Below are 25268 nucleotides of genomic sequence, written 5' to 3' on the forward strand. Positions count from 1 at the left end.
GTCAGGAGGTAGCGAACATGAAAGGATTTAAAGCTGAGTTAAAAACGATTCTTACCAATCGTAAAGTATTAGTTCCCATCATCGCCATCCTTTTCATTCCAGTCTTATATGCCGGAATGTTTTTGTGGGCGTTTTGGGATCCGTACAAATATTTAAGCGACCTGCCAGTCGCAATTGTCAATCAGGATGAGGGCGCAGAACTCGCCGGGGAGACACTTCAAATAGGAGACGACCTGGTCAATAATCTGAAGAAAAGTAAAACCTTTGACTTTGATATTGTAGACAAAGAGCAGGGCTACCAAGGCCTGGAGGATCAAAAGTATTATATTTTAGTAGAGATTCCGAGCAATTTCTCCAAAAATGCGACCACACTGCTTGAGGATCAGCCGCAAAAGCTGCAAATCAAATATGTGCCCAATGAAGGAGCAAACTTCCTATCAGCGCAAATCGGTGAAACCGCGATGAAGGAAATCAAAGCTGAGATTTCAAAGGAAATCGTCACAACGTATTCCGAGAGCATTTTTGAAAAAGTAACGGAAATGGGCGATGGATTAGCACAAGCCAGTGAGGGAGCGGGCCAGCTCAATGACGGTTCAGCAGAACTAAACAAAGGTGCCGGACAAATCAAAGAAAACCTTCAAACCCTAGCAAGCAAATCAATCGAATTTGAAGAAGGCATCAACAGCGCCGCAGCCGGTACAACCGAAATCGCCAAAGGAACAGCCGCCATCCAGCAAGGATTACAACAAGCGGATGACAAGCTGTCGCTTTTGGTGACAGGCACCGCAAAAGCACAATCGGGTGCTGAGCAAATTAAACAAGAGTTACCAGCTGGAATTGCTGCTGGGATCAGTTCACAGTTATCTGGCAGTACGGAAAAGTTAAACGAGGGTATTAATCAGTTTGAGACACAGTTGAATGCGGGATTGTCAGCTCAGATCGCGGATCAAATGATTGCGCAGCAAACGGCCAAAATGCAGGAGCTTGCCGGGGCGCTTATTGCCAAGGGTGTTCCAGCTGAAACCGTGTCTGAAATTATGGCTCAGCAAACTGCAACTGCACCTAATAAGACAGAAGTTCAACAGCAGGTGGCACAAGCCATTACGCCAGGATTGCACCAGGGTTTTACGCAATTTAAAACGCAGGTAAATGGACAATTGCAGGGAGCAACTGCAGGTTTAGAGTCACAATTGAAAAAACAAACCGATCCAGTCTTTGACCAATTAATCGGTGGAATCGGAGAAATTAATGCAAACCAGGTGAAATTCCAACAAGGAATCCACCAGCTCTATACAGGGTCAACCGAACTTAATGCAGGCGCCAACCAGCTGACAGCCGGGATGGGTGAGTTATCTGCTGGTGCGGATAAAATAACAGAAGGTACTGGTAAGCTTGCAGAAGGTTCCACTGAATTGCAAGCAGGTACAGAAAAGCTTCAGGATGGCACCTCTGAATTAAACGAGAAGCTATCTGAGGGTGCAGAGGCTGCGAACAGTGTTAAAGCGGATGATGACACCTATGATATGATGGGCGAGCCAGTAAAGGTTGATAAAAAAGAGATTAACAACGTGCCAAACTACGGAACCGGCTTTGCACCATATTTCGTGTCACTAGGGCTTTTTGTCGGTGCATTGATCATCTCTATTGTTTTTGGATTAAGAGAACCTGCCGTTCAACCGGCTTCTGCAAGAGAATGGTTCTTCGGAAAATTAGGGGTCATCACCATAATCGGTGTTGTTCAAGCACTATTGGTCGATTTTGTGTTACTAGTCGGTTTAGGTATCGAGGTACAAAGTCTGCCGTTGTTTATTGTGACAACGATTATCACCAGCATGGTGTTTGTAACGTTGATTCAAATGCTTGTCACGACGCTAGCTGATGTTGGCCGTTTCATCGCCATTCTCGTCCTAATTATGCAATTAACGACAAGCGCGGGTACCTTCCCACTTGCGTTAATTCCAGAGGCACTGCAGCCATTTAACGCATTCTTCCCGATGACGTACACCGTCCAGGCGTTTAAAGCCGTCATCTCAAGCGGAGACTTTGCTTACATGTGGCAAAATAACATAATCTTGCTCGCCTACATGGCTGGATTTATGCTTGTTACATTTATCTACCTTGCATTTACGTTCAAACGTAAACAGGGCAGTGCTGGATTAGTGGAAAAAACAGCATAAGATTTGATAACATTGGATTCGCGGTTGCGGATCCAATGTTTTTTTATGTAGTTTGGCATGTATTTGATTATGCAGATAAATGAAGGAAAAATGCAGGCAAGAGAATAAAGTCAGCAGGTGGCGGAAACATTTTCGCAGGTTGTAAAATAGGTAATATAAAACACCACACCGGGATTTTGAACGATCCAAAAAAGAAAGGGAGTGGGCAGACAAATGATAAAAGCAGTATTATTCGATTTAGATGGAACGTTATTAGACCGGGATGAATCGGTAAAAAAGTTCATTGACCACCAATATGACAGGCTGCATAGAATCGTAGGACATATTCCGCGAGAGAACTATATAAAGAGATTTATAGAATTGGATCAACGCGGATATGTTTGGAAGGATAAGGTGTATCAGCGGTTGGTGGAGGAGTTTCAAATAACGGCGATGACATGGGAAGAACTGCTTCAAGACTACCTCTCAGAATTCAAAAATCACTGCTTTCCATTCCCGAATCTCATTTCCACACTGGATAAATTAAAAAGCCGCGACATCAGATTAGGCATGATTACAAATGGAAGAGGACAGTTCCAGCTCGATAATATTAAGGCATTAGGAATTGAAAAGTATTTTGACACTATCTTAATATCAGAATGGGAAGGAATTAAGAAACCAGACCCCGAAATTTTTAAAAGAGCCCTGAATCAGCTCAACGTTTCAGCTCAGCAGAGTATTTTTGTCGGGGACCACCCTGAGAATGATGTGAAAGCGGCTCAGAATGTTGGAATGAAAGGGGTTTGGAAGAAAGACCCTCAATGGGAGTCGATTGAAGCGGATTACATAGTGGATGATCTAGCCGAATTACTTTTATTTTTAAATAAGGAGAACTAAACAATGAATTATTTGGTCATCGGTGATGTTCACGGTTGCTATTATACGTTTAAGAATCTGATTACGAAGCATTGGAACAAGGAGAATGAAGTGCTGATTCAGCTGGCAAGGCAATTAAAAGCGGACTTTCCCGAGCAAGCTATCTTTTTAAAAGGAAATCATGAGTTTGAAATCATTGATCATGTACTAAATCAGCCCAACCACAATTGGCTTCGGCAATGTGGGGAGGAAACGCTGCGGCAGTATGAGGCCGAGAAGCGAGATTGCAAGGATGATGTGAGTTGGATGAAGGAGCTGCCGCTATTTTTCGAAAATGAGCACTTGTTTGTAAGCCATGCCGGAATCGCGGAGCAAGCGACGAATCCGTTTAAGGAGGACGATGGATACAGTGTCCTTTGGAATCGAAGTCCCTTGAAGAACATTGGTAAACTGCAGATTATTGGTCACACGCCGTGTGAGGAGCCTAAGTATGATGAACATAGTCATTCTTGGAATATTGATACGGGTGCAGCCTACACAGGTTTTCTCACGGGTGTAAAAATCCAACCGAATGGCGAGGTAATTGAATTCATCCGGGAAAAAACAGATAGCAGAGATAAATAGATTGGTCTTTTAAAAAAAAGCCGTAGAAGTTAGTATCGGAGGTTGTTTAAAATGAATAGTCCTATCCATAATCAAATCGGGACAGTTTTTATTCCAGTAAAAGACATAGAGAGAGCAAGAGATTGGTATTGTGATCTATTAGGTATCGAAGCAGCGGGTGAAATCCAGTTTGGCCATCTTTATGTCATTCCCATGGAAGGTACGGAGATTGTTTTAGATAGCAAAATCTATTCCGAAAATAATGTATTTCAAACACCGGTGTTCCATTTCAATACCTTAAACATTGAAGAAGCTTTTACGTTTATGAAAAATAAAGGTGTTAACGTTGTAACGGACGTTCAACATGGGCATTATTTTAATTTCAAAGACCCGGATGGAAATCTTTTAATGATTTGTAAATGTTAGAACAAAGGCAGTGGAAATGAATCCACTGCCTTTCGAATGCTGAGCGTTTTCCATGGCTGCGTATTAGAGGTGCCCTTCATCTGTACTTATAGGTGTAGCAATTACATGGATAAATAAAATGTAAACTGGAAACAGCAAGCCAGACCCAAAAATCAACAGACTAAATCTAGGAAAAAGCATCAACCCTGAATTAAGAGGAACAAAAACAGTGAAAAAGTAGAATAAAATAATAAAATAAGGGACCCAGAGAATAAGTGTCCAATAACTGTTTTTACTGCCTAACAGCCATTTTTTCGTTAAGCTAATAAATATAAGAGTCGCAAGTAGAAGTCCAATAACATTAATAACAGCAATGACAATGTAAACATGATCCCATTCCCATCCGGTTAACTCACTAATATGAGAAACATTTATTATGAGTTCGATGGCGATAAACAATGCTAAAGCGTATAGGGCACTAATCGTATTTAACCTTATAAAAAAACTCATCATAACCTCCGTAATAGACGTAAACTCGTATTCCATTATACCTCTTCTTAACCGAATCTGGGCTAAATTCGAATGATAAGCCCTTCCACCCAAACCATCTTTTTTAAAAAAAACAAACTAGATTGTAGCACATGGCCATCTTAATAGAGGAATTTTCATTCTTCTCGCGAAAAAGGTATAGCGGTTAATTTGTAAAGAGAGGTTTTGTAGATGACAATTAAAATAGCATATGGGAAGCATCCATCACAATTTGGTGAATTGCGTAGACCCGAGGCGCCCGGAAACTGTCCTGTGGTGGTGAGTATTCACGGCGGTTTTTGGCAGTCGAAATATAGTCTTGAGGAAAACGAACCATTAGCTGAAGATTTGGCGCGGCGCGGTTATGCAACGTGGAATATTGAGTACCGCCGGATCGGTGAGGAAGGCGGGGCGTGGCCGGGTACTTTCCATGATGTAGTCAGTGCGGTTAATCACCTAGACCAGCTGAAGGACACTTATCAGCTTGACCTTTCAAAATTGGTGGTCATCGGGCATTCAGCCGGCGGTCACTTGGCACTTTTGTTGGGATCATTTTTGAATGTAAAGGACAGCCCATTGGTCGTTCCACTAAAAGGAATTATCAGCCTCGCTGGGGTTACAGACCTTGACCAAATGCTGCAGATACATAAGGAAAGAGGGATGTCCAGTCCCGTTACAGCGTTTCTAGGCGACTCAATGGAAGAATTACCAATTGCGTCCCCAATCGAATTGCTGCCCTTGAATGTGGAGCAAGTTTTAATTCATGGTGAGTTAGACCGTCATGTTCCGGTCTCTTTGAGTCAGGAATATCATCGGAGGGCAAGGGAGCTGGGGGATAGCGTCCGATTAATCAGACTCCCGGAAGCAGAGCATTTTATGGTTGTGGACCCAACTTCCTCAGTATGGAAAGCGGTGACAGATTCAGTGGAGGGATTGATATGAAACTGTTAGACCCTACTACTCTTCCGGAATGGCTTCCGCCCCATTCGCTGCAATGGTACGAACAGTTGGGAAGGCTCGAAGGAAAATACCAATATTCGTGGAAATCTACCTATACAAACCCAAATGGAGAGTCGATTTTTGATGAAGAGGTGGCTAGTGTCATCAGGAACAAAAAAGTGTTAGATGTTGGCTGCGGCCATGGGGAATTCACGATGCAGTGTGCCAAGTATGCAAAATAAATCGTCGGCTTTGATGTAACCGAAAAATTCAATAAATTGGGGGTGGAAAACAGTCGTACGAATGTATCTTTTGTGGTGGGATGAGTTTGATTGTGCCTATGATCGAAAGGGTCCAACTTCGGTTTATCCCCATCTGAAAAAAGTAGTGAAGAAGGGCGGAGAGATTCTCGGGCTACATCCCGGTGATGAGCTGGGAAAAGAATTACCAATCCTATTCCCAAATCTCTTCAAAGTCACCGAGGGGACACCTAACTTAGAGAATATCCAAAAAAGATTGGAATTGAGCCAGCTGAATCGGACGTGGAAGTAGTAAATAGTATTGAATATCTGCACACTCCAGAGGACGTCATTAAATATCGTTGTTTTGGGTAACATCCAAAAATCTATGAAACTCTTGTAAAAGAAACCCTATCAGAGATAACAAAAATTTTCGAGAAACACGCAGGAAGTGAAGGTCTGCCGATAACATTTTCCCGTTATATTGTGCGAGCCAGTGTGTAGGGAGTGAAGCCGATGCAAAAAGATGTGATAAAAGCGATTGAACTACGACATGTAGGGAAAGCCGTGGAGTCAAACGAATCACTTTTAAAAGTAGTACAGGAGTTTCCAACAGACCCCTATGTGAACTACCAATGTGCCTGGAGCTTTGATTTATTAGGGAAGGAAACCGAAGCCATACCCTTTTATGAAAAATCGATTGACATGGGGCTGTCTGGAAAGGATTTAGAGGGAGCCATACTTGGTTTAGGAAGTTCCTACCGTACCATAGGAGAATATGCAAAGTCGAAAAACGTTTTTCAAAAGGGTCTGGATTTATTTCCGAGCAATCGGGCTTTAAAGGTATTCTATTCAATGACACTTTATAATTTAAAAGAGCATAATACTGCCATGGAGATTCTGCTTACCAGTTTGATTGAAACGACATCGGATGAGGATATCCTCCATTATAAAAGGGCGATTCAATTCTATTCGGATAAATTGGATAAAACTTGGAAGTAGCAAAAGTAGGTATGCTGTAACGGGTTCCGTTTCCCATCGCAAAAAGTGAATTTACGGCTTAAAATGTAATTTAAAATGCACGTCAATTTGCACCGTATTTGCGGTGCTTTTTCTTCTAGAAAAATAAAATAGCCCAGAACCTTATGGAACTAAGCTATTCCCTGTATTTATTTTGGAGTTTGCTTAACTCCCCTGTTGGTTTAATAAGAAGATCCCATAAAAAGCCAAATTTATCTCACCTTCTGTGTATTAAGCTACCCTTATCCCGTTATCTTTTAAGTGCAGACACTTATCTTTTGGGCGGTTTAACATTATATGTAAACTGATCTGCTTTACCATCAACAATTTTATCGCTGATTAACCTAATGATATTGCCATCTTGAGCGTGTTTTACACGCAATCTATCCTCTTCATAGAGTTCTGATTGTGGCGAAATATAAAAAAAGAAATCCTCTTCGGAAATCCTATTGTTGTCGTATGTGTATCCCTCATAATGAAGATCGGCAAATTTTTTCAACCCGCACACGCTTCGTCCATACTTCATTAATTTTCCATTATGGTCGACATAAAAAAGCTCTTGTAATATACAAATAGTTATGATAATTTATTCGTAAGCGTTTCATAATAAACAACAAATTAAATTGGCGTGTTACTGGTAATGCAGGCAAGACCAAAATAATTTGCTCTATTTCTTAACGGGATAGGTGCATCTTATTTTGGTCTTTTTTTGTTTTACTCATATCAGTAATTCGTAAAGGGGGATAACGGTTTGGATTATAAACAGCTAGGCAAAGACATATTGAAACTTGTAGGTGGAAAAGAAAATGTAGCGATGATAACCCATTGTGCGACCCGACTTCGATTTGAATTCTATGACTCTTCTAAAGTCGAAGTTGCTAAAATCGAAAAGTTACAGGGCGTCATCTCAGTCGTCAATAAAGGCGGTCAATTCCAAGTTATCGTGGGAAATGAGGTCCAACAAGCCTTCCGTACCATCAAAAATGAAATGGGCGAGCACCCGAGGAGTGCAAATGCTAATACTGCCAAAGAAGAAAAAAAGAGCGTCATTTCTCGTTTAATCAGCGTCATTTCTACCACATTCGCACCATTTATCCCTGCCATTATTGGTGCCGGGATGATCAAAGCCGTGCTGGCAGTGCTTGTGTTAACAGGCGTATTAACCAATGAAAGCCAAACTTTCTTTATCTTAAACACTGTCGCGGATGCAGCATTCTTCTTTATGCCTGTACTACTTGCATACGGAGCATCAATTAAGTTCGGAACCAACCCGGTGTTATCCATGACTATCGCCGGCGTGTTACTACACCCGAACTGGTCGTCGGTTTTAGCCTCTGAAGAAGCTCTTTTCTTTATGGGCATACCAGTACGCTTAACTGATTATGCTGGTTCTGTTTTACCGATAATTATTACCGTATGGATTATGTCTTACATTGAACGCTTTGCTGAACGTGTTTCACCATCGATCATTAAGTTTTTTTTGAAACCAATGTTAATCCTAATCATTACCGCTCCTCTTGCGTTAATCGTCATTGGACCAATTGGCACATACTTAAATGATCTTGTTGCTCTTGGCGCAGAAGGCATTAACAACCGTGCAAGCTGGTTAATCCCAATGCTAATGGGTGGACTACAGCCGTTCCTAATTATTACCGGAACTGCTTGGGCAATGACTCCTATTGCTACAACGCAGCTATCCAATAATGGAGAAGAAATGATCAATGGCCCAGGAATGCTTGCATCCAACATTGCACAAGGTGCCGCTACGCTTGCGGTTGCGATGAAAACAAAAAACAAAGAGCTAAAACAATTAGCTAGTTCTTCTGGTTTCACTGCCTTAATTGGGATTACAGAGCCATCGCTTTACGGAGTTACGCTTAAACTAAAGAAACCATTAATCGCAGCGATGATTGGCGGGGCATGTGGGGGAATTTATGCCGGTCTTTCTGGTCTTGTCCGCTACGCATTCGTTTCACCAGGACTTGCGGCTATCCCTGCCTTTATCGGGGAGAATCCAATGAATATCGTACACGCACTTATTACCATTGCGATTGCATTTGTCGTCACATTTGCCACAACCTGGATTTTAGGTTTTGAGGACCCGGTAGAAGAAACACAAACACATGCAAAAAAGGGAACAACGAATCAAGCAGAGGTGATCGCTAGCCCGCTATCAGGAAAAGTCATTCCGCTTAACACTGTAAAAGATCATGTCTTTGCAAATGAACTGATTGGAAAAGGGATTGCGATTTTACCAGATCAAAATGAAGTGAGAGCACCGTTTGCCGGTGAGGTCGTAACAATGATGGAATCTAAGCACGCCGTTGGTCTTCGAAGCGACAATGGTATTGAATTACTAATCCATGTGGGGATTGACACCGTCAGTCTAAAAGGGGAATACTTTGAGACGCACGTAAAACAAGGAGACCGCGTAGAACAAGGTGATGCGCTTGTCACATTCGATCGTCAATCCATTCAAGCAAAGGGATATGAAACAGTCACACCGATCATCATCACTAACCATGACAAATTTAACGAATTGGATCCAGTTAAAGAAAAACACATTTCTTTAGGCGAACCACTGATGCATATTACGAAACTGGAGGCATAAATTATGCATTACACAAAACTGAAGCCATTCCCAAAGGATTTTCTTTGGGGGGCTTCCACATCTGCTTATCAAGTTGAAGGCGCTTGGGATGAAGACGGCAAAGGAAAATCAGTCATTGATATGATGGAGCATCCAGAAGGAACCGCCGGCTTCACCGTAGCGAGTGACCACTACCATCACTACAAAGAAGATATCAAGCTGTTCCATGAACTTGGACTAAAGGCATACCGTTTTTCTATTGCGTGGACGCGCATTTTACCAGAAGGCACCGGTACCGTTAATGAAAAAGGTCTCGCCCACTACGAGCGTGTTATCGACGAATTGCTTCGTTACGGAATCGAACCCATCGTCACGCTGTACCATTTTGACCTTCCATACGCACTTGAAGAAAAAGGCGGATGGAACAACCGCGAGACGATTGATGCCTTCGTGAACTATGCCCGCATTTTATTTGAACGCTTTGGCGGCAAAGTCACGCACTGGCTTACGATTAATGAACAAAACACGCTCATTTTACATCCTGGCGCTGTCGGTATTCCGAAAGGCGGATCGTTGCCTTCCAAAAAAGAGCTCTATCAGCAAAACCACCATATGCTTGTTGCCCAAGGAAAAGCGATGTCACTCTGCCATGAACTCTGTCCACAAGCAAAAATTGGACCAGCACTAAACATGACATCCATGTACCAAGCAACCAGCAAACCGGAAGACGCAATTGCTGCTCACAACTGGGAAGTGCTCCGCGGCTGGAGTTTTCTCGATCTTGCTGTACACGGACGGTACAACCGGTTATTATGGAGTTACTTAGAAGAGCGGTGCTGGATACCAGCGATTGAAGAAGGCGATTTGCTTGCAATCCAACAAGGGCAGCCTGATTTTATTGCTATCAATTATTATTCAACTGCAACGATTGCAGAGAGTACCGGAGACGCAAGTGATGTAAGCCCTCGAGCTGGTGACCAGCAAATTATGCTAGGCGAACCCGGCGTCTATCGACCAGAGGAAAATCCATACGTCGATAAAACAAAATACGGCTGGGTCATCGATTCGGTTGGCTTACGCCTCACCCTGAGAAAAGTATACGAACGGTACCAGCTGCCGATCATCATTACCGAAAACGGCATCGGTGCACCCGATGAATTCACAGAAGATGGCGCTGTTCACGACGATTACCGAATCGACTTTATTCAAGCACATCTTGAACAAATTCAATGGGCTCTTTCTGACGGCGTTGAAGTGTTCGGTTACTGCCCATGGGCTGCGATGGACGTTGTCAGCACGCATCAAGGCTACGCCAAACGATACGGATTCATTTACGTAAATCGAGGAGAATTTGACTTAAAAGACATGAGCCGAATCAAAAAAGACAGTTTTTACTGGTATCAACGTGTCATTGCATCCAACGGAAATGAAGGACTAAGCCAGCGCACGTAAATGTCACGATAAAGATGGTGATGATTAATGAAGGTAGAAAAAGTATTAAATAACAGCCTTGTGCTCTCAAGAGATGAAAACGGACAAGAAATCATTGTCATGGGAAAAGGACTTGGCTTCAATAGCAAAGAAGGCGATCTCATTCAGGAAAGCTCTGTCGAAAAAATCTTCACGCCAAACGATCAGCGCACAAAACAAGAATACGTCCACCTACTCGAAAGCATCCCACGAGACTACTTGGACACAATCAATAGTGCACTCGAAGAAATGAAATCCGCTTGGCGTAACGAACTCGACGACCGCTACTTCCTAATGCTGCTCGACCACATCGCCTTCGCCATCGAACGCGTCGAAAAAGGCGTAATCTTACAAAATAAACTCTTAAACGACATACGCATTCACTACCCGGAAGAGTACGCAGCAGGCATGATTGTCATCACTCACCTAAACGAGCACCTGCACATCAACTTACCCGAAGAAGAAGCTGGCAATATCGCCTTTCACCTTGTCAACGCCAAAAACGAGGAAGAAAACTTTGAAAACACTGTACTCGCCGTCACCATGCTCAAAGACATACTCAACATCGTACGGTACCAACTAAACGTCAAACTTGATCACCAATCCATGCGATACAACCGATTCGTCACCCACCTGCAATACTTTATCCGACGAATCTTTGACAACAAACAACTGAATTCCAAAGACTCATTCCTATACGAACACCATAAAACCAAATATCCAGACGAGTTCAAATGCTCCCAATCCATCGCTACCTACTGCGAAAACATGACTGGTAATTACATTACCAACGAAGAAGTCTTTTATCTAATTATTCACCTAGTCCGATTTTCAACCAATGAAACCTAATTATCCAAAAAGAGCCTTCGTTTGGAGGCTCTTTATCTATAAAATTTATATGTATCCATAAGTATCCATAAGTATTGGTCGAGATAAATATGCCCAAGGTTCCAGCGGATATTATTGTTGAATCCCTTTGGAATCACCTCAGCCTCTTCTCCTGATACATTTTCTAGTACCCCTAAAATATAACTTCGATAGCTTTCTAATTGGTTAAACAATACCTCATGGCGACGTGTAGCAAAATCTATGAACAGCATGCAGTCAGTGAAGGTCTGCCGAAAACATTTTCCTATTATATCGTGCGAGCGATTGTATAGGATTGAAGTCGAAACAGATATTCAACATGGTCATTATTTTAATTTCAAGGCTCTGTTATTATTCTATTCGTTGTTGATTTTTGTGCAGGGTTGAGAATCCATAGGCGGAGAATTTCCGGCTATTGTATATAAAGGCACCTAAAGAAGCAAATATAAGCGGAGTTATTCCGGTTAACTGCTTTAAATAAGACCAAATTTCAAGGATTTGCATACAATAAGCAGAAAAACTCCGCTTATTTTTAAGGAAATATGGGGAATTCCCAATTTAAGCGGAAATTCTCCGCTTATTTTCCAAACACAGCGAAATCAACATTCAATTTTAAAAGAGCCAATTTCAAAGATCCTGATAGGTGTAAATGCTAAAACAAAAGGCAGTGGAAATGAATCCACTGCCTTTCTAATGGTGAGCCTTTTCCAGGGCTAGTTTTACCCCAAAACCGATTAGGATGGTACCAGTGATTCCCTCCATTATCCTTTGGGTCTTAGGCTTTTTCATGAAGGCGCTAATCTGATTAAGTAAATAGATATAGAACAAAAACCATACTGCGGTTAAGAGGGTATACGTGATCCCCATGGTGAGAAACGGTAAAAAGGTTTCGCTGCCTGAATCAACGAACTGTGGCAGGAAGGTTAGGAAAAATACCGCTACTTTTGGATTGAGAAGATTGGTTAGGAAACCTTGTTTAAAACAAGACTTACCTTCATATTTATTTTCTGAACCTATTTCAGGCGTGGTATTCTTGCTCCTGAGTGCCCATAATGTTTTCACGCCTAAATACACGAGATACACAGCACCGACGTATTTAAAGATAGAAAACAACATGGCAGACTTTACAATAATCGCTGAAAGGCCAACGACGGCTGCCAATGTGTGAATGAGTAAGGCGCAACAAGTACCAAATATCGTTTTAAAACCGCCTGTTCTACCGACAGTGAGGGTGTTTTTTGTCGCAATGGCCGTATCAGGGCCAGGTAAAAGAATGAGCAGAATGCACATCAGGACAAACAAATAAAAGTTCTCCATTTTAACCAACTCCTTTCGAGAATTTGGGTTAACGTTAATTTACCATAAATAAGTAGAATAGTAAGTAACTTTAGTCCTCTTTTTTCTCCTTTCATACATGAAAGGGGCCTTGTCCTACTTCATGCATTTCTTCAAATCGAGAATGGTCTGGAGATGCATGCCTTCATGGAAAATAGTTCGAATGAGAACTTGTTCGATGGTGTGCATGCCCATTTCAGTTGGCGGAAAGTCTTCTTCCAATCGCTCGCCGTACTGTGTCTTGATTTGAGCAGGTTGCTCTTTTAGAAGATTCTTCAATTCGTGAATCGTAGGCGTATCTGGAGTGAAGTTTGCGGGTGACGTTCCGTATCCAAACCAAGTCTGAAACTGTTCAGGAACTCCCGCCTTCTCTTTTGTCACAGCCTGAATCCATAGGTATTGGTCGAGATAAATATGCCCAAGGTTCCAGCGGATATTATTGTTGAATCCTTTTGGAATTACTTCAGCTTCTTCTTCTGAAACATTTTCTAGTACTCCTAAAACATAACTTCGATAGCTTTCTAATTGCGTAAACAGCACCTCATGACGGCGTTTCATATGTATACCCTCCTTTTTTTCACTAGCATTTTATTCGATATAAAATTGGGAATTCCTGCTATAATCTTGTGGTTTTATCTAGACTGGTGGGTTTGGCATGTAAAGTTGGAATTTTGGCATGTAAATTTAGAAATCGGCACGTAAAAGATAAATCCGGCGCGTAAATTAGAAATTAGGCACATAAGTCCGTGATTCGGCCCGTAAAAAAAGACTGACTTTGGAAAGTCAGTCTAGGTGATGCGAGGTGCTTCCTCCCATCTTATATAGTATATGTTAGAACAGGATTAAGGGTTACAACCATTCTGCCGATACGCTTCTTTCACCCGCTCGATTTGGGCTAGATGTCCGCGGACATGCTGAACACGATATTCTAGCAATTGTCTGAACGTGAACGGTCCAGCGTCAGTATACATCCCGACACGCTTACTTTGCTCGGCATTCAGCCCCTCTAAAACAGGCACCATGCTGGAACGAAGTAATTTGAACAGGAGAAGATAAGTTTCACGGTCCAAATCCTCATACCTTAACTCCTTAGCCCATGCCTCCTGGTCAAATGACTCAAGAACGGGCGACTCTTCGACCAATACTTTTTTCATTCTCTGTGTCGAAACCAGTTCAGAATCCGCAACATGGATGATGATTTCATGAATGCTCCATTGATCCGGGCTAGGTTTGAACCGCAACTCTTCCTTATTCAGCCCTTCAATGGCGTCCAGCAGCAACCCATATCCACAACGATACTCTTCAATCAACTTTTTCACGTCCGTATCCCCCTACTAAAGGATAATACCAAGTACATATAGAATTAAAAATACTAGAAAGGTGTGTGACTACGATTTTTCAAAAGTTAATTTCATATAGAAGATATAAAGAATCTCAACCATAGCAGCGGGGCGGCACTTGTGATTATCAAGGACGATAAAATCGTATTAGAGCACTATAGCGGCTATCATTCTAACATAAAGAATTCCCGCCCGATTGATGAAACCTCGCAATTTAATGTGGCTTCTGCAAGAAAAAGTTATCTAGGTTTAGTGATAGCATATGCTTTGTATGAAGGTAAAATGAATTTAGATGACTTAGCTGTTCAATATTTTGAACACATAGATAAGGAACTTCTAGGGAAAACCACCATCAGGCATCTGGTTACCCATTCTCACGGCTTACATCAACAGGAGGATGGAACAATATTTCGAGAGTTTGCACCAGGTGAGAGTTGGGCGTATAGAGGGATTAACAACTTAATAATGACCGAATTGGTAAACAGGCTTTATGGTAAAAGCTTTCCCGAGCTCCTACAAGAGAGAGTGTTTCAGCCATTAGGATTCAAGGAAACGGCTTGGCAAACAGAGCCAAATGAAAACTTAGTTCCGGTCGTTGATTACCCCGAAGAGCCAGCCTCCTATAAATTAGGACAAACGAACAACGGGATGGATTCCAATCTCCATACCTCGGCTCGAGAGTTTGCACAATGGGGAAATCTTCATTTGAACAAGGGAATGGGGATTGTTCCAAAAGAAGTGATTCAATTGGCAACGGAAGTCAAAAGTCCTCATTTTAAAAATAAGGATCTGCCCCAAAACGGCTTATTCTGGTTTGTCCAAGGTACCCCGGCCAAACACAGCGAATTGGGTGATCGTGTCCCTAAAGGGTCTTATCAAATACTAGGCGTTACCGGACCAGCACTACTAGTGATTCCAGAATACAATGTTGTTGTGGCAAAAATGTTCAATAAACGATATAACTATGGAGGCAGTAATTACCTTCATTACTTAAGGGAGTTTAGCAATTTAGTGGCGGATACGTTTCAAGGGAGGCTTAACGATGAGTAAACAAAGCAAGTTAGTATTCTACGGTGCAATCAGTTTGGATGGCTACCTCGCCCGTGAAAATCATTCATTGGATTGGTTATTTGGGACGGAGGGGGAAGAAGAAACGGGTTATCAGGAATTTTACGACAGTGTCGATACGATTCTGATGGGAAGAAGTACGTACGACCAAATCGCGATTCTCTCGCCTGAAAAATTCCCTTACGAGGGGAAGCCGTGTTATGTTTTTTCCCGCACGATGACAGGCCAAGATAAACATGTTACCTTTATTAATGAAGATATCTCGGGTTTCACCCAGTCCCTGAAGGAACAGGAAGGTAAACGGATTTGGGTAGTAGGTGGTGGAGAAGTATTAAAGCCGCTACTAAAGCTGGTAGATGAATTTATTATTCAGATTGCTCCAACGATCATCGGGAAGGGAATTCCGTTGTTTGTGCCAGGGGACCAGGAAAACAAACTCACTCTGGTCGATGTTCGCTCGTTTAAACAATTTGCAGAATTGCATTATGAAGCCAAAAGATAACACTATCATGGACCCCTGGCCGGCCGCCATTAACTAGCCGTTTCTGTATAAGTAACATTGACAACTTGTTCAGTTTCTTTGATAAATTCAATGTCTACATAGACACCGAATTCTTTTTGATTTTCTTTTAACCATAATTTAAATTTCTCAGTTGAAGTACGGTCTCCATTTTTTCGTCCAACATAAAGATAGTCAACGATTTGCGCATTCGGATACTTTTCCTTTGTTTTGTCCATTGCTACCTTACTCCACTTAGCATAGGGAGGAGTGGGTTTCTGTTGGGCATAGGCAGCATCGTCGAACTGAGGTAGATAGGCACTGTTAAAGCCAAAAAGGATCATTAAACAAACTAGAAGCTTTTTCATGTAAGCACCCCCTTTATGTGTCTTACTATGATGGCATCCATTGTAAAAAATATGTACTTAGCTTCATAAACGGGATATTAGACCCATTAAGAAAAGAAAGAGGTGCGAGAGCTTGAAGAAAAAAATTGGCTGTTTGCATGCACATTATTCGAACATTGATTATATCGAAATAGCACTTTCAGCCTATGAGGTTGAGTTAAGTCATTTTGTTGATCCGGGATTGATGGCTCGTGTGATGTCGGACCCGGATTTCACGAAGTCCGATGCAGAGAGGAAAGTAAAGGAACAAGTAGAATGGGTGGTGAAATCAGGTGTGGACGCCGTCCTTATCACCTGTACCAACTATATTGCCTTACTGGGGGAACTTTCAACAAACGTGCCGATCATTAAGATGGATGAACCGTACTTTGAGGCTCTTTGTCAGATTGACCAGCCCCAAACAATTGTGTTTACCAACCCTGATACTGTTCCAGGAACAATGGACAGGCTTCAGCAATTTGCGAAAAATCATCAGAAGAAGCTGGATATCGAGGTTCAGGTCATCGAGAATACCTTTGCTTTAATCATGAGCGGGAAAAAAGATGAGTACCAAAATGAAGTATATAATTTTTTAAAAAAATATCAGCAGAGGGTTATTTCGGTTGCGCAACTATCTATGGTTGGAGCGGCACAGCAGGTAGAGCAGGAAACATCTCAAACCATTATCAATCCTTTGGATACGCTTGTCACATCTATGGTGAAGCAGCTAAATCTAAAGGCAAAGGAATAGATTATATTCCTTTGCCGCCTTTAGGAACCAGCGTCGAAATCCTTTCCATTCCAGCAAGGAAGGGTTTCGCTCGCTGAATTAATGTTCGTGTTGACTCCAGCGTTAATGACCCTTGATGGGCACTCTCGCTGCTCCATACCTCATACACATAAACCGCGTTAGGGTCCTCTGGTGCCACACTGACAAGATATAATTCGCAATCCGCATGATTTTGCAGCGATTCAGCTGCTTCTAAAAGAATCGCTGCCAGTTGTTCGCGCTCGCCTTCTTTTGCAATTAACTTGCCGTAAATCCCGAATTTCTCCATACTTTATTCCTCCTCGTGTATGTAACCATTCTACTTTCATCGCCTTATTTCCTTGTCGATATACTAATTAAAAAAATTTTATTGGGCTTCCAACTTTTTACCAACAATTTGGGTAAATTAAGAGCAAAATACGATCCAAGGCAGGGAAATCCATGAGTGATGCTCAAAGAGAGGCTTTACAAAAGTTAATAAAAGAACAGCAAGAGGGATCCCACCAATGGCTAAAATATTGGCTAGAGTATTCCGCTTTTGATACTTGGCAATTTTGGTTTCACGTTGTGATGTTTTTGTCCCCGCTAATCATTCTTTATTTTGCGATGGACTGGAAAAGGGCACTCCATCTCGGCTTCTATGGATTCAATGTCCATGTTTGGTTTGGCTATTTTGATGACTTTGGTTCCACGCAAGGACTTTGGACGTATCCTTATAAGATGATCCCTTTTGTCGCGCACAGTCTCGGAATGGACGCATCGCTGGTCCCGGTATCATTTATATTGGTGTATCAATGGACGATTAAACATAATAAAAACTATTACCTCTATACACTGCTCTTAAGCGTGTTCCTTTCGTTTATTCTAAAACCGATTTTTGTCATGCACAATTTGTTTAAGTTCAACGCATGGGCCACCTACTATCACCTGTTTCTAACTTATATCGTGATCCTCGTCTTATCAAAAGTGATTACAGACATCTTTTTGCGATTTCAAAAAAATGCTCAGGAAAAGGGCAGCAAAGTGGGAACGGGGACTACAAAGAAAGGTCCAGTGTTAAAGTAAATTTGTTTACCCGCAAAAAGAGATGCTCTATCTGCATAAAAGGTTAGTTTACCTGCCTAATTAACCATTCTACCTGCAAGAACCACCCCTTCACCTGCCGACCAGTCCCGAAGGAAAATCTACATAGCTGAAAAAGCCAGGCGACAGCCTGGCTCTGGTAATTAAATGGATAAATAGGCCCGAAATGAAGCTTGAATTCTAGGGTGAAGCCTGAATTTATATTCTCTTCTTTCATGAACCCCATCTTACCTGCAAATCATACAGCTCGACCTGTATAAAAGGTAAGTTTACCTGCCAATTCTTCCTGCAAAACCACTACTTCACCTGCCAACGTCCCCGAAGGCATATCTACATAACTGAAAAAAACCAGACAAATAAATGCCTGGCTAGTTTCAAAATAAAAGCTTAATAGAATCGTTTAAATCCATCAAAGTGGGCTGTGTAGTAAGGGTTAGATAGGTTTGAGATCGTAATACCCTTTTTCTCATCGGCATGGATAAATTGATTATCTCCAATGTAGATACCAAGATGAGAGATTCCTACTTTATATGTATTTTCGAAAAAGACTAAGTCGCCAGGTTGCGGCTGATCGACATAGTAAGAACGGCTGTGATAGCCTGCTGCGGAATAGCGGCCGATTTTGTAGCCTGCTTTGTTAGCCGCATAATAGATGAATCCGCTGCAATCAAAGCCATTTATCGTAGACCCAGCCCAAACATAAGGTACGCCCATCACGCTTTGTGCAGCCTCAATAAATGCAGTTGCAAAATCTCCAGCTGGTGCTCCAGTTACAGGTGCAGGTACGGGTGCAGGTGTGGTCACTGCTGCACTTTCGCCAGTAACCTTCAGTTTTTGGCCAACATAGATCATATCTGATTTCAAACCGTTGAGCTCTTTTAATTTTTGCAGTGTCATTTTATACTGCTGCGAAATTTTACCTAAGGTATCTCCGCTTTTTACGGTATATTCTGATGTTTTCGTAGGTTCAACGGGTGGTGTAACTGGTGTTGCAGGAGTCGGAGTGGTAACTGCAGCCTTACCATTAACCTTTAATTTCTGCCCTACATAAATCATATCGGAACTTAAGCTATTAAGTTTCTTTAATTCTGCGACACTTATTTTATACTGTACACCGATCTTGCTTAAAGTATCACCGCTTACTACTGTGTAAACAGAAGTTGAAGGAGATTCTACTGGTGAAGTAACAGCTGTCGGTGTCCCCGTTTTTCCAGGCACCTTCAATGCTTGTCCCATATAGATCCTATCAGAGGTCAAGCCATTAAGTGATTTCAACTCATTAACGGTTGTATTAAATTGCTTGGCAATTTTCCCAAGATAATCACCGCTTTTAATCACATAAACACTAGTAGAAGAAGCAGTCGTACTAGCCGCTACTGTTGGCACAGGTTGTTCAGGAGCCGGTACCTTCAGTTTTTGATTCACTTGAAGAAAGTCAGAATTCAAGTTATTCAATTTTTTTAGTTCAGAAACAGTAGTTTGATATTTTGTTGCAATTTTCCATAAAGAATCTCCCTTTGCAACCGTATGTTCACTGGCGTACGCGGAACCAGCGTATACAGTCGAAAGAAAGGCAGCAGTCGAAACTGCTCGAACGATCGTTTTCTTCACCTGTAAGTCACCTCTATTATTCTGGTATATTACACATATTCTACCATGAATTTCCTTGTTTGAACTACAAAGATTGAAAAGTGTGACTGAATATATCAAAAAAGTAGCTAAATAAAAGATATAAGAAGAAAAAACTCACTTCTTGAAAGATAAATTTACAGTGTGAATAGTCCTGTGGAAGTTCTGGAGTGGGATAAAATTACTATATAATAAGTGTACTTCACTGAAGGAGGTTTATTTTTGTGCCCATCGCATAGGAATTTTAAACTGCTCCTCTGTCGTACTTTCCTGCCAATACTCATTTCCTTTTAAAAGTACTTATGCCTTTTAATCCATGAACTTCCCACACAAAATCCATTGAGGTGAACAAATGAAAAAATATTGGTTTGTATTTGCTCTTGGCGTGGTTATTGCCGGAGCCAGTCTATTGTTCGTTATGAGTAAGGATAAAAACCACCAAAGGTCTTCCGGAGAGAACTTAGTAGTAAGTCAGGTTGTGAATAAAGCGCACCTTTCTAATCCTGAGACGAAAAAACTAGAAGAAACGATCGAAGAGATTAAAAGAATGTTTAAGCCGGAATGGGAAAAGGTGAACCAATTAGCGGATAAAAGACTTGTAGAATTAGTCAAACAGGCACAAAAAGAATTTAGTGTCAAAAAAGAAAGAAAACAGGATGTTTCGAGATTAGAAGGAAAGTACCTTGAGATTTATAACGAGTATGAACAAAGCACAAAAAACCGGATCGATCAGATTATTGCCAGCATGCAAAAAGAGGTAATCTCAAAAGAGCTGAACAAAAATATTGGAGAAGAATACGTGGAATTATATCGAATTCAAAAGGAAAGACGCATTGAAAAAGTGATAAATGAATTAAAGAAATTTTCTTAGTCTAATAGGCTACTAGGGTGTTCCATTATTTTATGGATAAAACTCTGGTGATCATAAACCTGATAGAGGATGTTCTAAAATGAGATAAATTACCTATATATAGTAAGTAAGGAGGAGAAATTAGGTAAAGAATTTACATTAGGGAGGGCTATGTTTGAGGAAAAGGTCCATCGTTATTAGTATTTTGTGCTCATTAGCTTTGCCAGGAGGAGCCTTGGCAGAGAACAATCAGGACAAAATGTAAAAACCATAAAAGTGGAGAGTCAAGTAAAAGCAGCTGTAGATTCTACCGCTATTGGAGCGTTGACAGAAGATACTACCGGACCCGTTCTGGAGACCGTAACGGTTATTCCATCCACCGTAGCAGTAGGTGAAACTATTACGATTACAGCTCAAGTTACAGATGATTTAAGTGAAGTGGCATCTGTAGAGGCTTATTTGAATCTACCAAATGGAAATGGATACAAAAGTATTCCTTTAGAACTTGATACCGCGACAGGAGAAAGGAAAGGTACATATACTATCACGGAATTAGATCTACAAGGTACCTGGATAATAGATTTTGATTTATATGACTCCAATGGTAATTATACTTATGCTATACCAACAAGTCCCATTGAATTTGAAGTGATTAATCCAAATGGCGGTGACGCTGTTGCACCAACTTTAGAGGGAGTTGTGATCTCACCCCTTGCCGTTGGGGTAGGCGAAGAGGTCAGCATTCGGGCAAAAGTAAAGGATAATAATGAAGTGGATTCTGTATTTGCAGCGGTATACACGGCAGATAGTACTGGTTATCATTATGTTCCGTTAACCCTAGATGAAGCAACAGGTGAGTGGGTAGGCAGTCATTATTTTAGCGAAAACGATCAGTCGGGTCCGTGGTATATTGATATTGATATGTTTGACACAGCAGGGAACCTTGATTGGGTAACACTTGAGGAAGAATTGGTATTAACCAATCCATTTAGTGACTATACAGCACCGGCAATCGGTGTTCCAGTCATTACACCGAAATCGGCAACTCCAGGTGAGTCTGTTAAACTATCAGTTCCTGTGAGTGATGAACAATCAGATGTAAGTTCAGTATATGCTGAATTCACACATATAGACAACCCGAATGATATCTATCTTCGTCACATGACAATTGATGAATCCGGTTTCCAATCTGGGGTGTGGAATGTTGCTATTCATTCTACAGAAAGTGCAGGAAATAGCGGTTTTAAAGAATACCCTGCAGCCTTTGATGTTATCAACAATGATGGTGATTTTGACGCTCCTGTTATTTCAAATGTACAAGTAACACAGGGAGAAGTACAGATTGGTCAAACTGTCACGGTTACGGCCAAGGTAACTGACAATGTAGGAGTAGATTCCGTAAGAGCCACTTTCTACAGTCAAGAGGGGTCTCAATATGTTGAAATGAGTTATGATGAAGTAACTGATCAGTGGATTGGTAACTATCTGGTACAGGAAACAACGGACCCTGGTTTCTATACGGTAAGTATTGCTGCTTATGATACATCATTTAATTTAGATTTTGTAAATGCGGAAGGCGGCTTTACGGTAGTGAATCCTGAAGGTGATCATACAGGACCTGTCATTTCAGCTGTTGAGCTGGATAAAACAGAGGTTAATGCAGGTGAGCAGGTCATCATTTCGGCAACTGTTGAAGACACAGAGTCAGGTGTTGCTTCTGTGACAGCATACTACTATGAAAATCAAAGTGTTGCTTTAACTTACGACAGTACCCAGGGTAAATGGATAGGTACCGTCACGATTCCAAACAATGTTCCTGACGGAGAAGTCATTAACATTAATTATATTGAAGCGGTAGACTCGAAAGAAAATCAAACAGTACAATTTACTGACGCTGTTTCATTCACAGTCCATAACCCTGATGGAGATTATACCGCACCAGTAGCAGAAAGCTTAGTGATGACTCCAGCAACAGTAAGGCAAGGAGAAACCGTACACTTTGAAGCAAAGCTCGTCGATGACAAATCTGGAATTAAATCCGCAACTGTGTATTTGTATAATGATACCGATATGAATATAGCTACTATTGACTTAATATATGATGGAACAAGTGATGTATGGAAAGCAGATTATGTAGATCCTGTTACCTCTGGAAAAAGTACTTATTCAGTAGAGTTAGGTTTTGAGGACAATGCTGGAAATATGGCTGACTATTTGTCCACTCAGACGTTACAAGTGGAAGAGGCTGATACTACTGCACCTGTTGCACCAACAGTAGAGGCAATCAACGATAAAACAACTGAGGTAAAGGGCACAACGGAAGCAGATGCAAATGTAACTATAAAGAGTGGAGATAGTGTTATTGGAAGCGGTAAGGCGGATGGTGATGGGAAGTTTAGTATTACAATAGAGGCACAAACAGCAGGTACTACTCTCACCGTTATAGCTAAAGATATAGCTGGAAATGAAAGTGCAACAGAAGTGGAAATAATGCCAAGTTACGAAGCACGGAAGGTACAGTTGAATGGAACTGATTTTGCTCAAGGTGGTTACGGAATAAATGGTCATACGTATGTGAATTGGAATGCCTTAAAGACGTTAAGTATTCCATACACAGATAAAGGCAATGGCTTATTTGAAATGGAAGGTCGCAGCGTGCAGGCGGTGTCAGTAAACGGGGACTGGTATATCCATTGGGGTCAATTATCACCAGGAAAGATCAGTTATCAGAAGATTAGTGGAGGGTTCAATTTTATTTACAATCCATAATCCTTAATAAAGGTGGAAAGGGAGAAAATATCCTTTCCACTTTTTTATATGGTTCAACACTTCACTAGAACAATCTTTACAAAGATATATATAAAGTGACATTATTCGACAATTTCCTTCCTTTACCCTAGGTAGTAAAAGTGATAAACTAGTAAGGGTTTGCGGGCAAATGCTTGAAAGTAATATAAAATAGTAGAAAGTCAAAGGATTATGTAATAATTTGGCGGAGTATTACTATGAATAATCAGAATAGGCAAGCCTGAAAATAGTGGGGAGCAAAAAATGGTTAGTGTGATGATCAATAACGTACATCTAACTCTTTACGATTCGATACAAATGATTAATACGGTTAAAACCCAGTAAATATCTAAAGATAGAGAAAGTATGAAGAAATTAAGTTTCAATTAGATATTTAAATTTATATTCACGTTGTGATTGATAGTAGCAGGGATTTTCTGCTAATTGGATGATTTTATGTCCATTTGGTAATCAATTGTAAATTCATGATTCCTATTTATTTTCTCGTCATTAGGCCGTACTATAAGTAAGGAAAATGATTTACATTTACTTACAAATAACACGAAAATATAAACAGACAAATTTATTTATTAAAGTAAAAGGTGGTACCCTTTAGTGAAACGTGTATTAATCATATCCCAGCATTTTTACCCGGAAATAGGGAGCCACGCTAATCGAATAAAAAACATTTATATGCAATTAAAAAATGAAAATTACGATGTAACAATTTTCACATCTGAACCATCCTATCCGAATAAGAAGATTTATGAAGATGGAGACTTCTGGGATGAGGATTCGTTAAATTGTGAAAAAGATAACATAATTAGAATTGGTATTTCTAGCAGAAAATATTCAACCAGTATTTTAAATCGATTATTTTATTATCTAGAGATCGCCTTAAAATTTATGCTGCTTATTCTTAGAGATAAGAAGCAATATGATTATATATTTGTTACTTCACCCCCAATATTTACTGGATTTGTTGGCTTGCTTGCGAAATATCGTTATAAAAGTAATTTTATTTTAGATATTAGAGATTTATGGCCAGAGTCTTTAAAGGGAGTTGGGGTATTTAACAATTCACTTATTTTGAACTTCTTTGGTGTTTTGGAAAAAGTACTTTATAAAAAATCAGACAAAATTGTCATTAACAGTTTAGGTTTTAAAAGGTACATTCAAAAAAAGGCTAACATCGAAGAGTCGAAAATAGTATTTATTCCAAATGGTGCCATAAATGAAGAAATAGCTTCTATTAATAAGGAAGAAAACGAAACAACAAAGAAAGTCATCTACGCCGGAAACCTTGGTCTTGCGCAAAACACGGATTTAATTCATAAGCTTGCTCCTTTATTAGATGAACAAGGAATCAAGTTGACGATAATAGGATACGGTGTAAATAAAAAACAGCTTATTAGCTCCATTAAAGAATATAAAAATGTTACGATTATTAAGCCGCTGACAAGAAAGCAGTGCTTAAAAATCATTTCAGAACATGATTTAGGCTTGGTTACGTTAAAGGATGAGGAAGTATTTAAGACGGTCCTACCAGGAAAAATTATTGACTATATGACTTGTTGTGTCCCGATCGTTGGTGTTATTGATGGTTACTCGAAAAAAATAGTAGAAGAAGAACGGGTTGGGATCGTAAGTAACACAACAGAACCACAAGAAATTTTGACACATATTAAGACGTTATTAAATAATAATGCGTTACGAAAAGAAATGGCTCAAAGAGAGAAACAAGTAATTCTTAAGAACTTTAACTGGGAAACCAACATTAAGAAGTTGGTCGACTATATGAAATAAAGCTCTAAAAAGGAATGGGGAGA

General features: G+C 40.7%; 25 protein-coding genes and 1 pseudogene. 18 read left to right on the forward strand and 8 right to left on the reverse strand.

Going from position 1 to position 25268, the window contains the following annotated elements:
* Nucleotides 1–17 precede the first annotated feature (17 nt).
* The 4 genes from QFZ31_RS22070 to QFZ31_RS22085 all read left to right on the forward strand — a co-directional run bounded on the left by QFZ31_RS22070 (nucleotide 18) and on the right by QFZ31_RS22085 (nucleotide 4061).
* Nucleotides 18–2177, forward strand: coding sequence for a YhgE/Pip domain-containing protein (locus tag QFZ31_RS22070; RefSeq protein ID WP_307306921.1), 2160 nt, complete (start codon nucleotides 18–20; stop codon nucleotides 2175–2177).
* Nucleotides 2178–2390: 213 nt separating this feature from the next.
* Entirely contained in the window at nucleotides 2391–3053 is a 663-nt protein-coding gene (locus tag QFZ31_RS22075) for an HAD family hydrolase (RefSeq protein WP_307306925.1), read from the forward strand.
* A gap of 3 nt (nucleotides 3054–3056) precedes the next feature.
* Entirely contained in the window at nucleotides 3057–3656 is a 600-nt protein-coding gene (locus QFZ31_RS22080) for a metallophosphoesterase (protein WP_307306928.1), read from the forward strand.
* Between the two features lie 51 nt (nucleotides 3657–3707).
* Nucleotides 3708–4061, forward strand: coding sequence for a VOC family protein (locus QFZ31_RS22085; protein WP_307306931.1), 354 nt, complete (start codon nucleotides 3708–3710; stop codon nucleotides 4059–4061).
* A 63-nt stretch (nucleotides 4062–4124) separates the two neighbouring features.
* Here QFZ31_RS22085 and QFZ31_RS22090 read toward each other — a convergent pair whose 3' ends face one another.
* Nucleotides 4125–4550, reverse strand: coding sequence for a hypothetical protein (locus QFZ31_RS22090; protein ID WP_307306934.1), 426 nt, complete (start codon nucleotides 4548–4550; stop codon nucleotides 4125–4127).
* A gap of 210 nt (nucleotides 4551–4760) precedes the next feature.
* Here QFZ31_RS22090 and QFZ31_RS22095 point away from each other — a divergent pair, with 210 nt between their 5' ends.
* The 7 genes from QFZ31_RS22095 to QFZ31_RS22125 all read left to right on the forward strand — a co-directional run bounded on the left by QFZ31_RS22095 (nucleotide 4761) and on the right by QFZ31_RS22125 (nucleotide 11675).
* Complete coding sequence (locus QFZ31_RS22095; RefSeq protein WP_307306936.1) at nucleotides 4761–5510, forward strand: alpha/beta hydrolase; 750 nt, start codon at nucleotides 4761–4763, stop codon at nucleotides 5508–5510.
* Nucleotides 5507–5749, forward strand: coding sequence for a hypothetical protein (locus QFZ31_RS22100; protein WP_307306938.1), 243 nt, complete (start codon nucleotides 5507–5509; stop codon nucleotides 5747–5749). Before QFZ31_RS22095 ends, QFZ31_RS22100 begins: the two co-directional genes overlap by 4 nt.
* A 61-nt stretch (nucleotides 5750–5810) precedes the next feature.
* Nucleotides 5811–6059 (forward strand): hypothetical protein, encoded by a 249-nt coding sequence (locus QFZ31_RS22105; protein ID WP_307306941.1) that lies wholly within the window; start codon nucleotides 5811–5813, stop codon nucleotides 6057–6059.
* Between the two features lie 203 nt (nucleotides 6060–6262).
* Entirely contained in the window at nucleotides 6263–6748 is a 486-nt protein-coding gene (locus QFZ31_RS22110; RefSeq protein ID WP_307306942.1) for a tetratricopeptide repeat protein, read from the forward strand.
* Between the two features lie 769 nt (nucleotides 6749–7517).
* Nucleotides 7518–9377, forward strand: a complete 1860-nt coding sequence (locus QFZ31_RS22115) for a beta-glucoside-specific PTS transporter subunit IIABC (protein ID WP_307306945.1) — start codon at nucleotides 7518–7520, stop codon at nucleotides 9375–9377.
* Nucleotides 9378–9380: 3 nt separating this feature from the next.
* Entirely contained in the window at nucleotides 9381–10808 is a 1428-nt protein-coding gene (locus QFZ31_RS22120; RefSeq protein ID WP_307306948.1) for a glycoside hydrolase family 1 protein, read from the forward strand.
* A gap of 27 nt (nucleotides 10809–10835) precedes the next feature.
* Nucleotides 10836–11675: a PRD domain-containing protein gene (locus tag QFZ31_RS22125; RefSeq protein ID WP_307306950.1), complete on the forward strand. Its 840-nt coding sequence runs from the start codon at nucleotides 10836–10838 to the stop codon at nucleotides 11673–11675.
* 62 nt (nucleotides 11676–11737) lie between these two features.
* On the opposite strand, the pseudogene QFZ31_RS22130 reads toward QFZ31_RS22125, so the two are convergent.
* From QFZ31_RS22130 to QFZ31_RS22145, 4 genes and pseudogenes are all read right to left on the reverse strand, one after another.
* Nucleotides 11738–11926 (reverse strand): annotated as a pseudogene (locus QFZ31_RS22130) (DinB family protein); the annotation flags it as partial.
* 457 nt (nucleotides 11927–12383) lie between these two features.
* Nucleotides 12384–13010 carry a LysE family translocator gene (locus QFZ31_RS22135; protein ID WP_307306952.1) on the reverse strand — a complete coding sequence of 209 codons (627 nt, stop codon included), beginning with the start codon at nucleotides 13008–13010 and terminating at the stop codon, nucleotides 12384–12386.
* Between the two features lie 114 nt (nucleotides 13011–13124).
* Entirely contained in the window at nucleotides 13125–13586 is a 462-nt protein-coding gene (locus QFZ31_RS22140; protein WP_307306955.1) for a DinB family protein, read from the reverse strand.
* A 284-nt stretch (nucleotides 13587–13870) separates the two neighbouring features.
* Nucleotides 13871–14347 (reverse strand): DinB family protein, encoded by a 477-nt coding sequence (locus tag QFZ31_RS22145; protein WP_307306957.1) that lies wholly within the window; start codon nucleotides 14345–14347, stop codon nucleotides 13871–13873.
* Between the two features lie 96 nt (nucleotides 14348–14443).
* Here QFZ31_RS22145 and QFZ31_RS22150 point away from each other — a divergent pair, with 96 nt between their 5' ends.
* Together QFZ31_RS22150 and QFZ31_RS22155 are read left to right on the forward strand one after the other, a co-directional pair.
* Nucleotides 14444–15418 (forward strand): serine hydrolase domain-containing protein, encoded by a 975-nt coding sequence (locus QFZ31_RS22150; RefSeq protein WP_307311728.1) that lies wholly within the window; start codon nucleotides 14444–14446, stop codon nucleotides 15416–15418.
* A complete protein-coding gene (locus QFZ31_RS22155) occupies nucleotides 15411–15938 on the forward strand; it encodes a dihydrofolate reductase family protein (protein ID WP_307306959.1) in 528 nt (175 codons plus the stop codon). Before QFZ31_RS22150 ends, QFZ31_RS22155 begins: the two co-directional genes overlap by 8 nt.
* Before the next feature lie 29 nt (nucleotides 15939–15967).
* Here QFZ31_RS22155 and QFZ31_RS22160 read toward each other — a convergent pair whose 3' ends face one another.
* Nucleotides 15968–16303, reverse strand: coding sequence for a DUF3889 domain-containing protein (locus QFZ31_RS22160; protein ID WP_307306961.1), 336 nt, complete (start codon nucleotides 16301–16303; stop codon nucleotides 15968–15970).
* Nucleotides 16304–16415: 112 nt separating this feature from the next.
* Here QFZ31_RS22160 and QFZ31_RS22165 point away from each other — a divergent pair, with 112 nt between their 5' ends.
* The gene (locus tag QFZ31_RS22165; protein WP_307306964.1) at nucleotides 16416–17072 is read left to right on the forward strand and encodes a hypothetical protein; all 657 of its coding nucleotides are present in this window, start codon (nucleotides 16416–16418) and stop codon (nucleotides 17070–17072) included.
* Between the two features lies 1 nt (nucleotide 17073).
* On the opposite strand, the gene QFZ31_RS22170 is transcribed toward QFZ31_RS22165, so the two are convergent.
* Nucleotides 17074–17379, reverse strand: a complete 306-nt coding sequence (locus QFZ31_RS22170; protein ID WP_307306967.1) for a putative quinol monooxygenase — start codon at nucleotides 17377–17379, stop codon at nucleotides 17074–17076.
* Between the two features lie 152 nt (nucleotides 17380–17531).
* On the opposite strand from QFZ31_RS22170, the gene QFZ31_RS22175 reads away from it, so the two are divergent.
* Nucleotides 17532–18155: a CBO0543 family protein gene (locus QFZ31_RS22175; protein ID WP_307306969.1), complete on the forward strand. Its 624-nt coding sequence runs from the start codon at nucleotides 17532–17534 to the stop codon at nucleotides 18153–18155.
* Nucleotides 18156–18560: 405 nt separating this feature from the next.
* Here QFZ31_RS22175 and QFZ31_RS22180 read toward each other — a convergent pair whose 3' ends face one another.
* Nucleotides 18561–19784, reverse strand: coding sequence for a LysM peptidoglycan-binding domain-containing protein (locus tag QFZ31_RS22180; protein ID WP_307306971.1), 1224 nt, complete (start codon nucleotides 19782–19784; stop codon nucleotides 18561–18563).
* Between the two features lie 370 nt (nucleotides 19785–20154).
* Here QFZ31_RS22180 and QFZ31_RS22185 point away from each other — a divergent pair, with 370 nt between their 5' ends.
* From QFZ31_RS22185 to QFZ31_RS22195, 3 genes are all read left to right on the forward strand, one after another.
* Entirely contained in the window at nucleotides 20155–20673 is a 519-nt protein-coding gene (locus QFZ31_RS22185; protein WP_307306974.1) for a hypothetical protein, read from the forward strand.
* A 186-nt stretch (nucleotides 20674–20859) separates the two neighbouring features.
* The gene (locus QFZ31_RS22190; protein ID WP_307306976.1) at nucleotides 20860–23421 is read left to right on the forward strand and encodes an Ig-like domain-containing protein; all 2562 of its coding nucleotides are present in this window, start codon (nucleotides 20860–20862) and stop codon (nucleotides 23419–23421) included.
* 633 nt (nucleotides 23422–24054) lie between these two features.
* Nucleotides 24055–25245: a glycosyltransferase family 4 protein gene (locus tag QFZ31_RS22195; RefSeq protein WP_307306978.1), complete on the forward strand. Its 1191-nt coding sequence runs from the start codon at nucleotides 24055–24057 to the stop codon at nucleotides 25243–25245.
* Nucleotides 25246–25268 lie beyond the last annotated feature (23 nt).

Origin of the sequence: Neobacillus niacini (assembly GCF_030817595.1) — a bacterium.
In the GTDB taxonomy this organism is placed as follows: Bacteria; Bacillota; Bacilli; order Bacillales; family Cytobacillaceae; genus Neobacillus; species Neobacillus niacini_G.

Coding starts and splice junctions, on each gene's coding strand:
- QFZ31_RS22080 (WP_307306928.1), top strand. CDS start 3,057: ATGAATTATTTGGTCATCGGTGATGTTCACGGTTGCTATTATACGTTT.
- QFZ31_RS22140 (WP_307306955.1), bottom strand. CDS start 13,586: ATGAAACGCCGTCATGAGGTGCTGTTTACGCAATTAGAAAGCTATCGA.
- QFZ31_RS22160 (WP_307306961.1), bottom strand. CDS start 16,303: ATGAAAAAGCTTCTAGTTTGTTTAATGATCCTTTTTGGCTTTAACAGT.
- QFZ31_RS22170 (WP_307306967.1), bottom strand. CDS start 17,379: ATGGAGAAATTCGGGATTTACGGCAAGTTAATTGCAAAAGAAGGCGAG.
- QFZ31_RS22085 (WP_307306931.1), top strand. CDS start 3,708: ATGAATAGTCCTATCCATAATCAAATCGGGACAGTTTTTATTCCAGTA.
- QFZ31_RS22070 (WP_307306921.1), top strand. CDS start 18: ATGAAAGGATTTAAAGCTGAGTTAAAAACGATTCTTACCAATCGTAAA.
- QFZ31_RS22075 (WP_307306925.1), top strand. CDS start 2,391: ATGATAAAAGCAGTATTATTCGATTTAGATGGAACGTTATTAGACCGG.
- QFZ31_RS22125 (WP_307306950.1), top strand. CDS start 10,836: ATGAAGGTAGAAAAAGTATTAAATAACAGCCTTGTGCTCTCAAGAGAT.
- QFZ31_RS22175 (WP_307306969.1), top strand. CDS start 17,532: ATGAGTGATGCTCAAAGAGAGGCTTTACAAAAGTTAATAAAAGAACAG.
- QFZ31_RS22135 (WP_307306952.1), bottom strand. CDS start 13,010: ATGGAGAACTTTTATTTGTTTGTCCTGATGTGCATTCTGCTCATTCTT.
- QFZ31_RS22100 (WP_307306938.1), top strand. CDS start 5,507: ATGAAACTGTTAGACCCTACTACTCTTCCGGAATGGCTTCCGCCCCAT.
- QFZ31_RS22155 (WP_307306959.1), top strand. CDS start 15,411: ATGAGTAAACAAAGCAAGTTAGTATTCTACGGTGCAATCAGTTTGGAT.
- QFZ31_RS22105 (WP_307306941.1), top strand. CDS start 5,811: ATGTATCTTTTGTGGTGGGATGAGTTTGATTGTGCCTATGATCGAAAG.
- QFZ31_RS22110 (WP_307306942.1), top strand. CDS start 6,263: ATGCAAAAAGATGTGATAAAAGCGATTGAACTACGACATGTAGGGAAA.
- QFZ31_RS22090 (WP_307306934.1), bottom strand. CDS start 4,550: ATGAGTTTTTTTATAAGGTTAAATACGATTAGTGCCCTATACGCTTTA.
- QFZ31_RS22120 (WP_307306948.1), top strand. CDS start 9,381: ATGCATTACACAAAACTGAAGCCATTCCCAAAGGATTTTCTTTGGGGG.
- QFZ31_RS22185 (WP_307306974.1), top strand. CDS start 20,155: ATGAAAAAATATTGGTTTGTATTTGCTCTTGGCGTGGTTATTGCCGGA.
- QFZ31_RS22095 (WP_307306936.1), top strand. CDS start 4,761: ATGACAATTAAAATAGCATATGGGAAGCATCCATCACAATTTGGTGAA.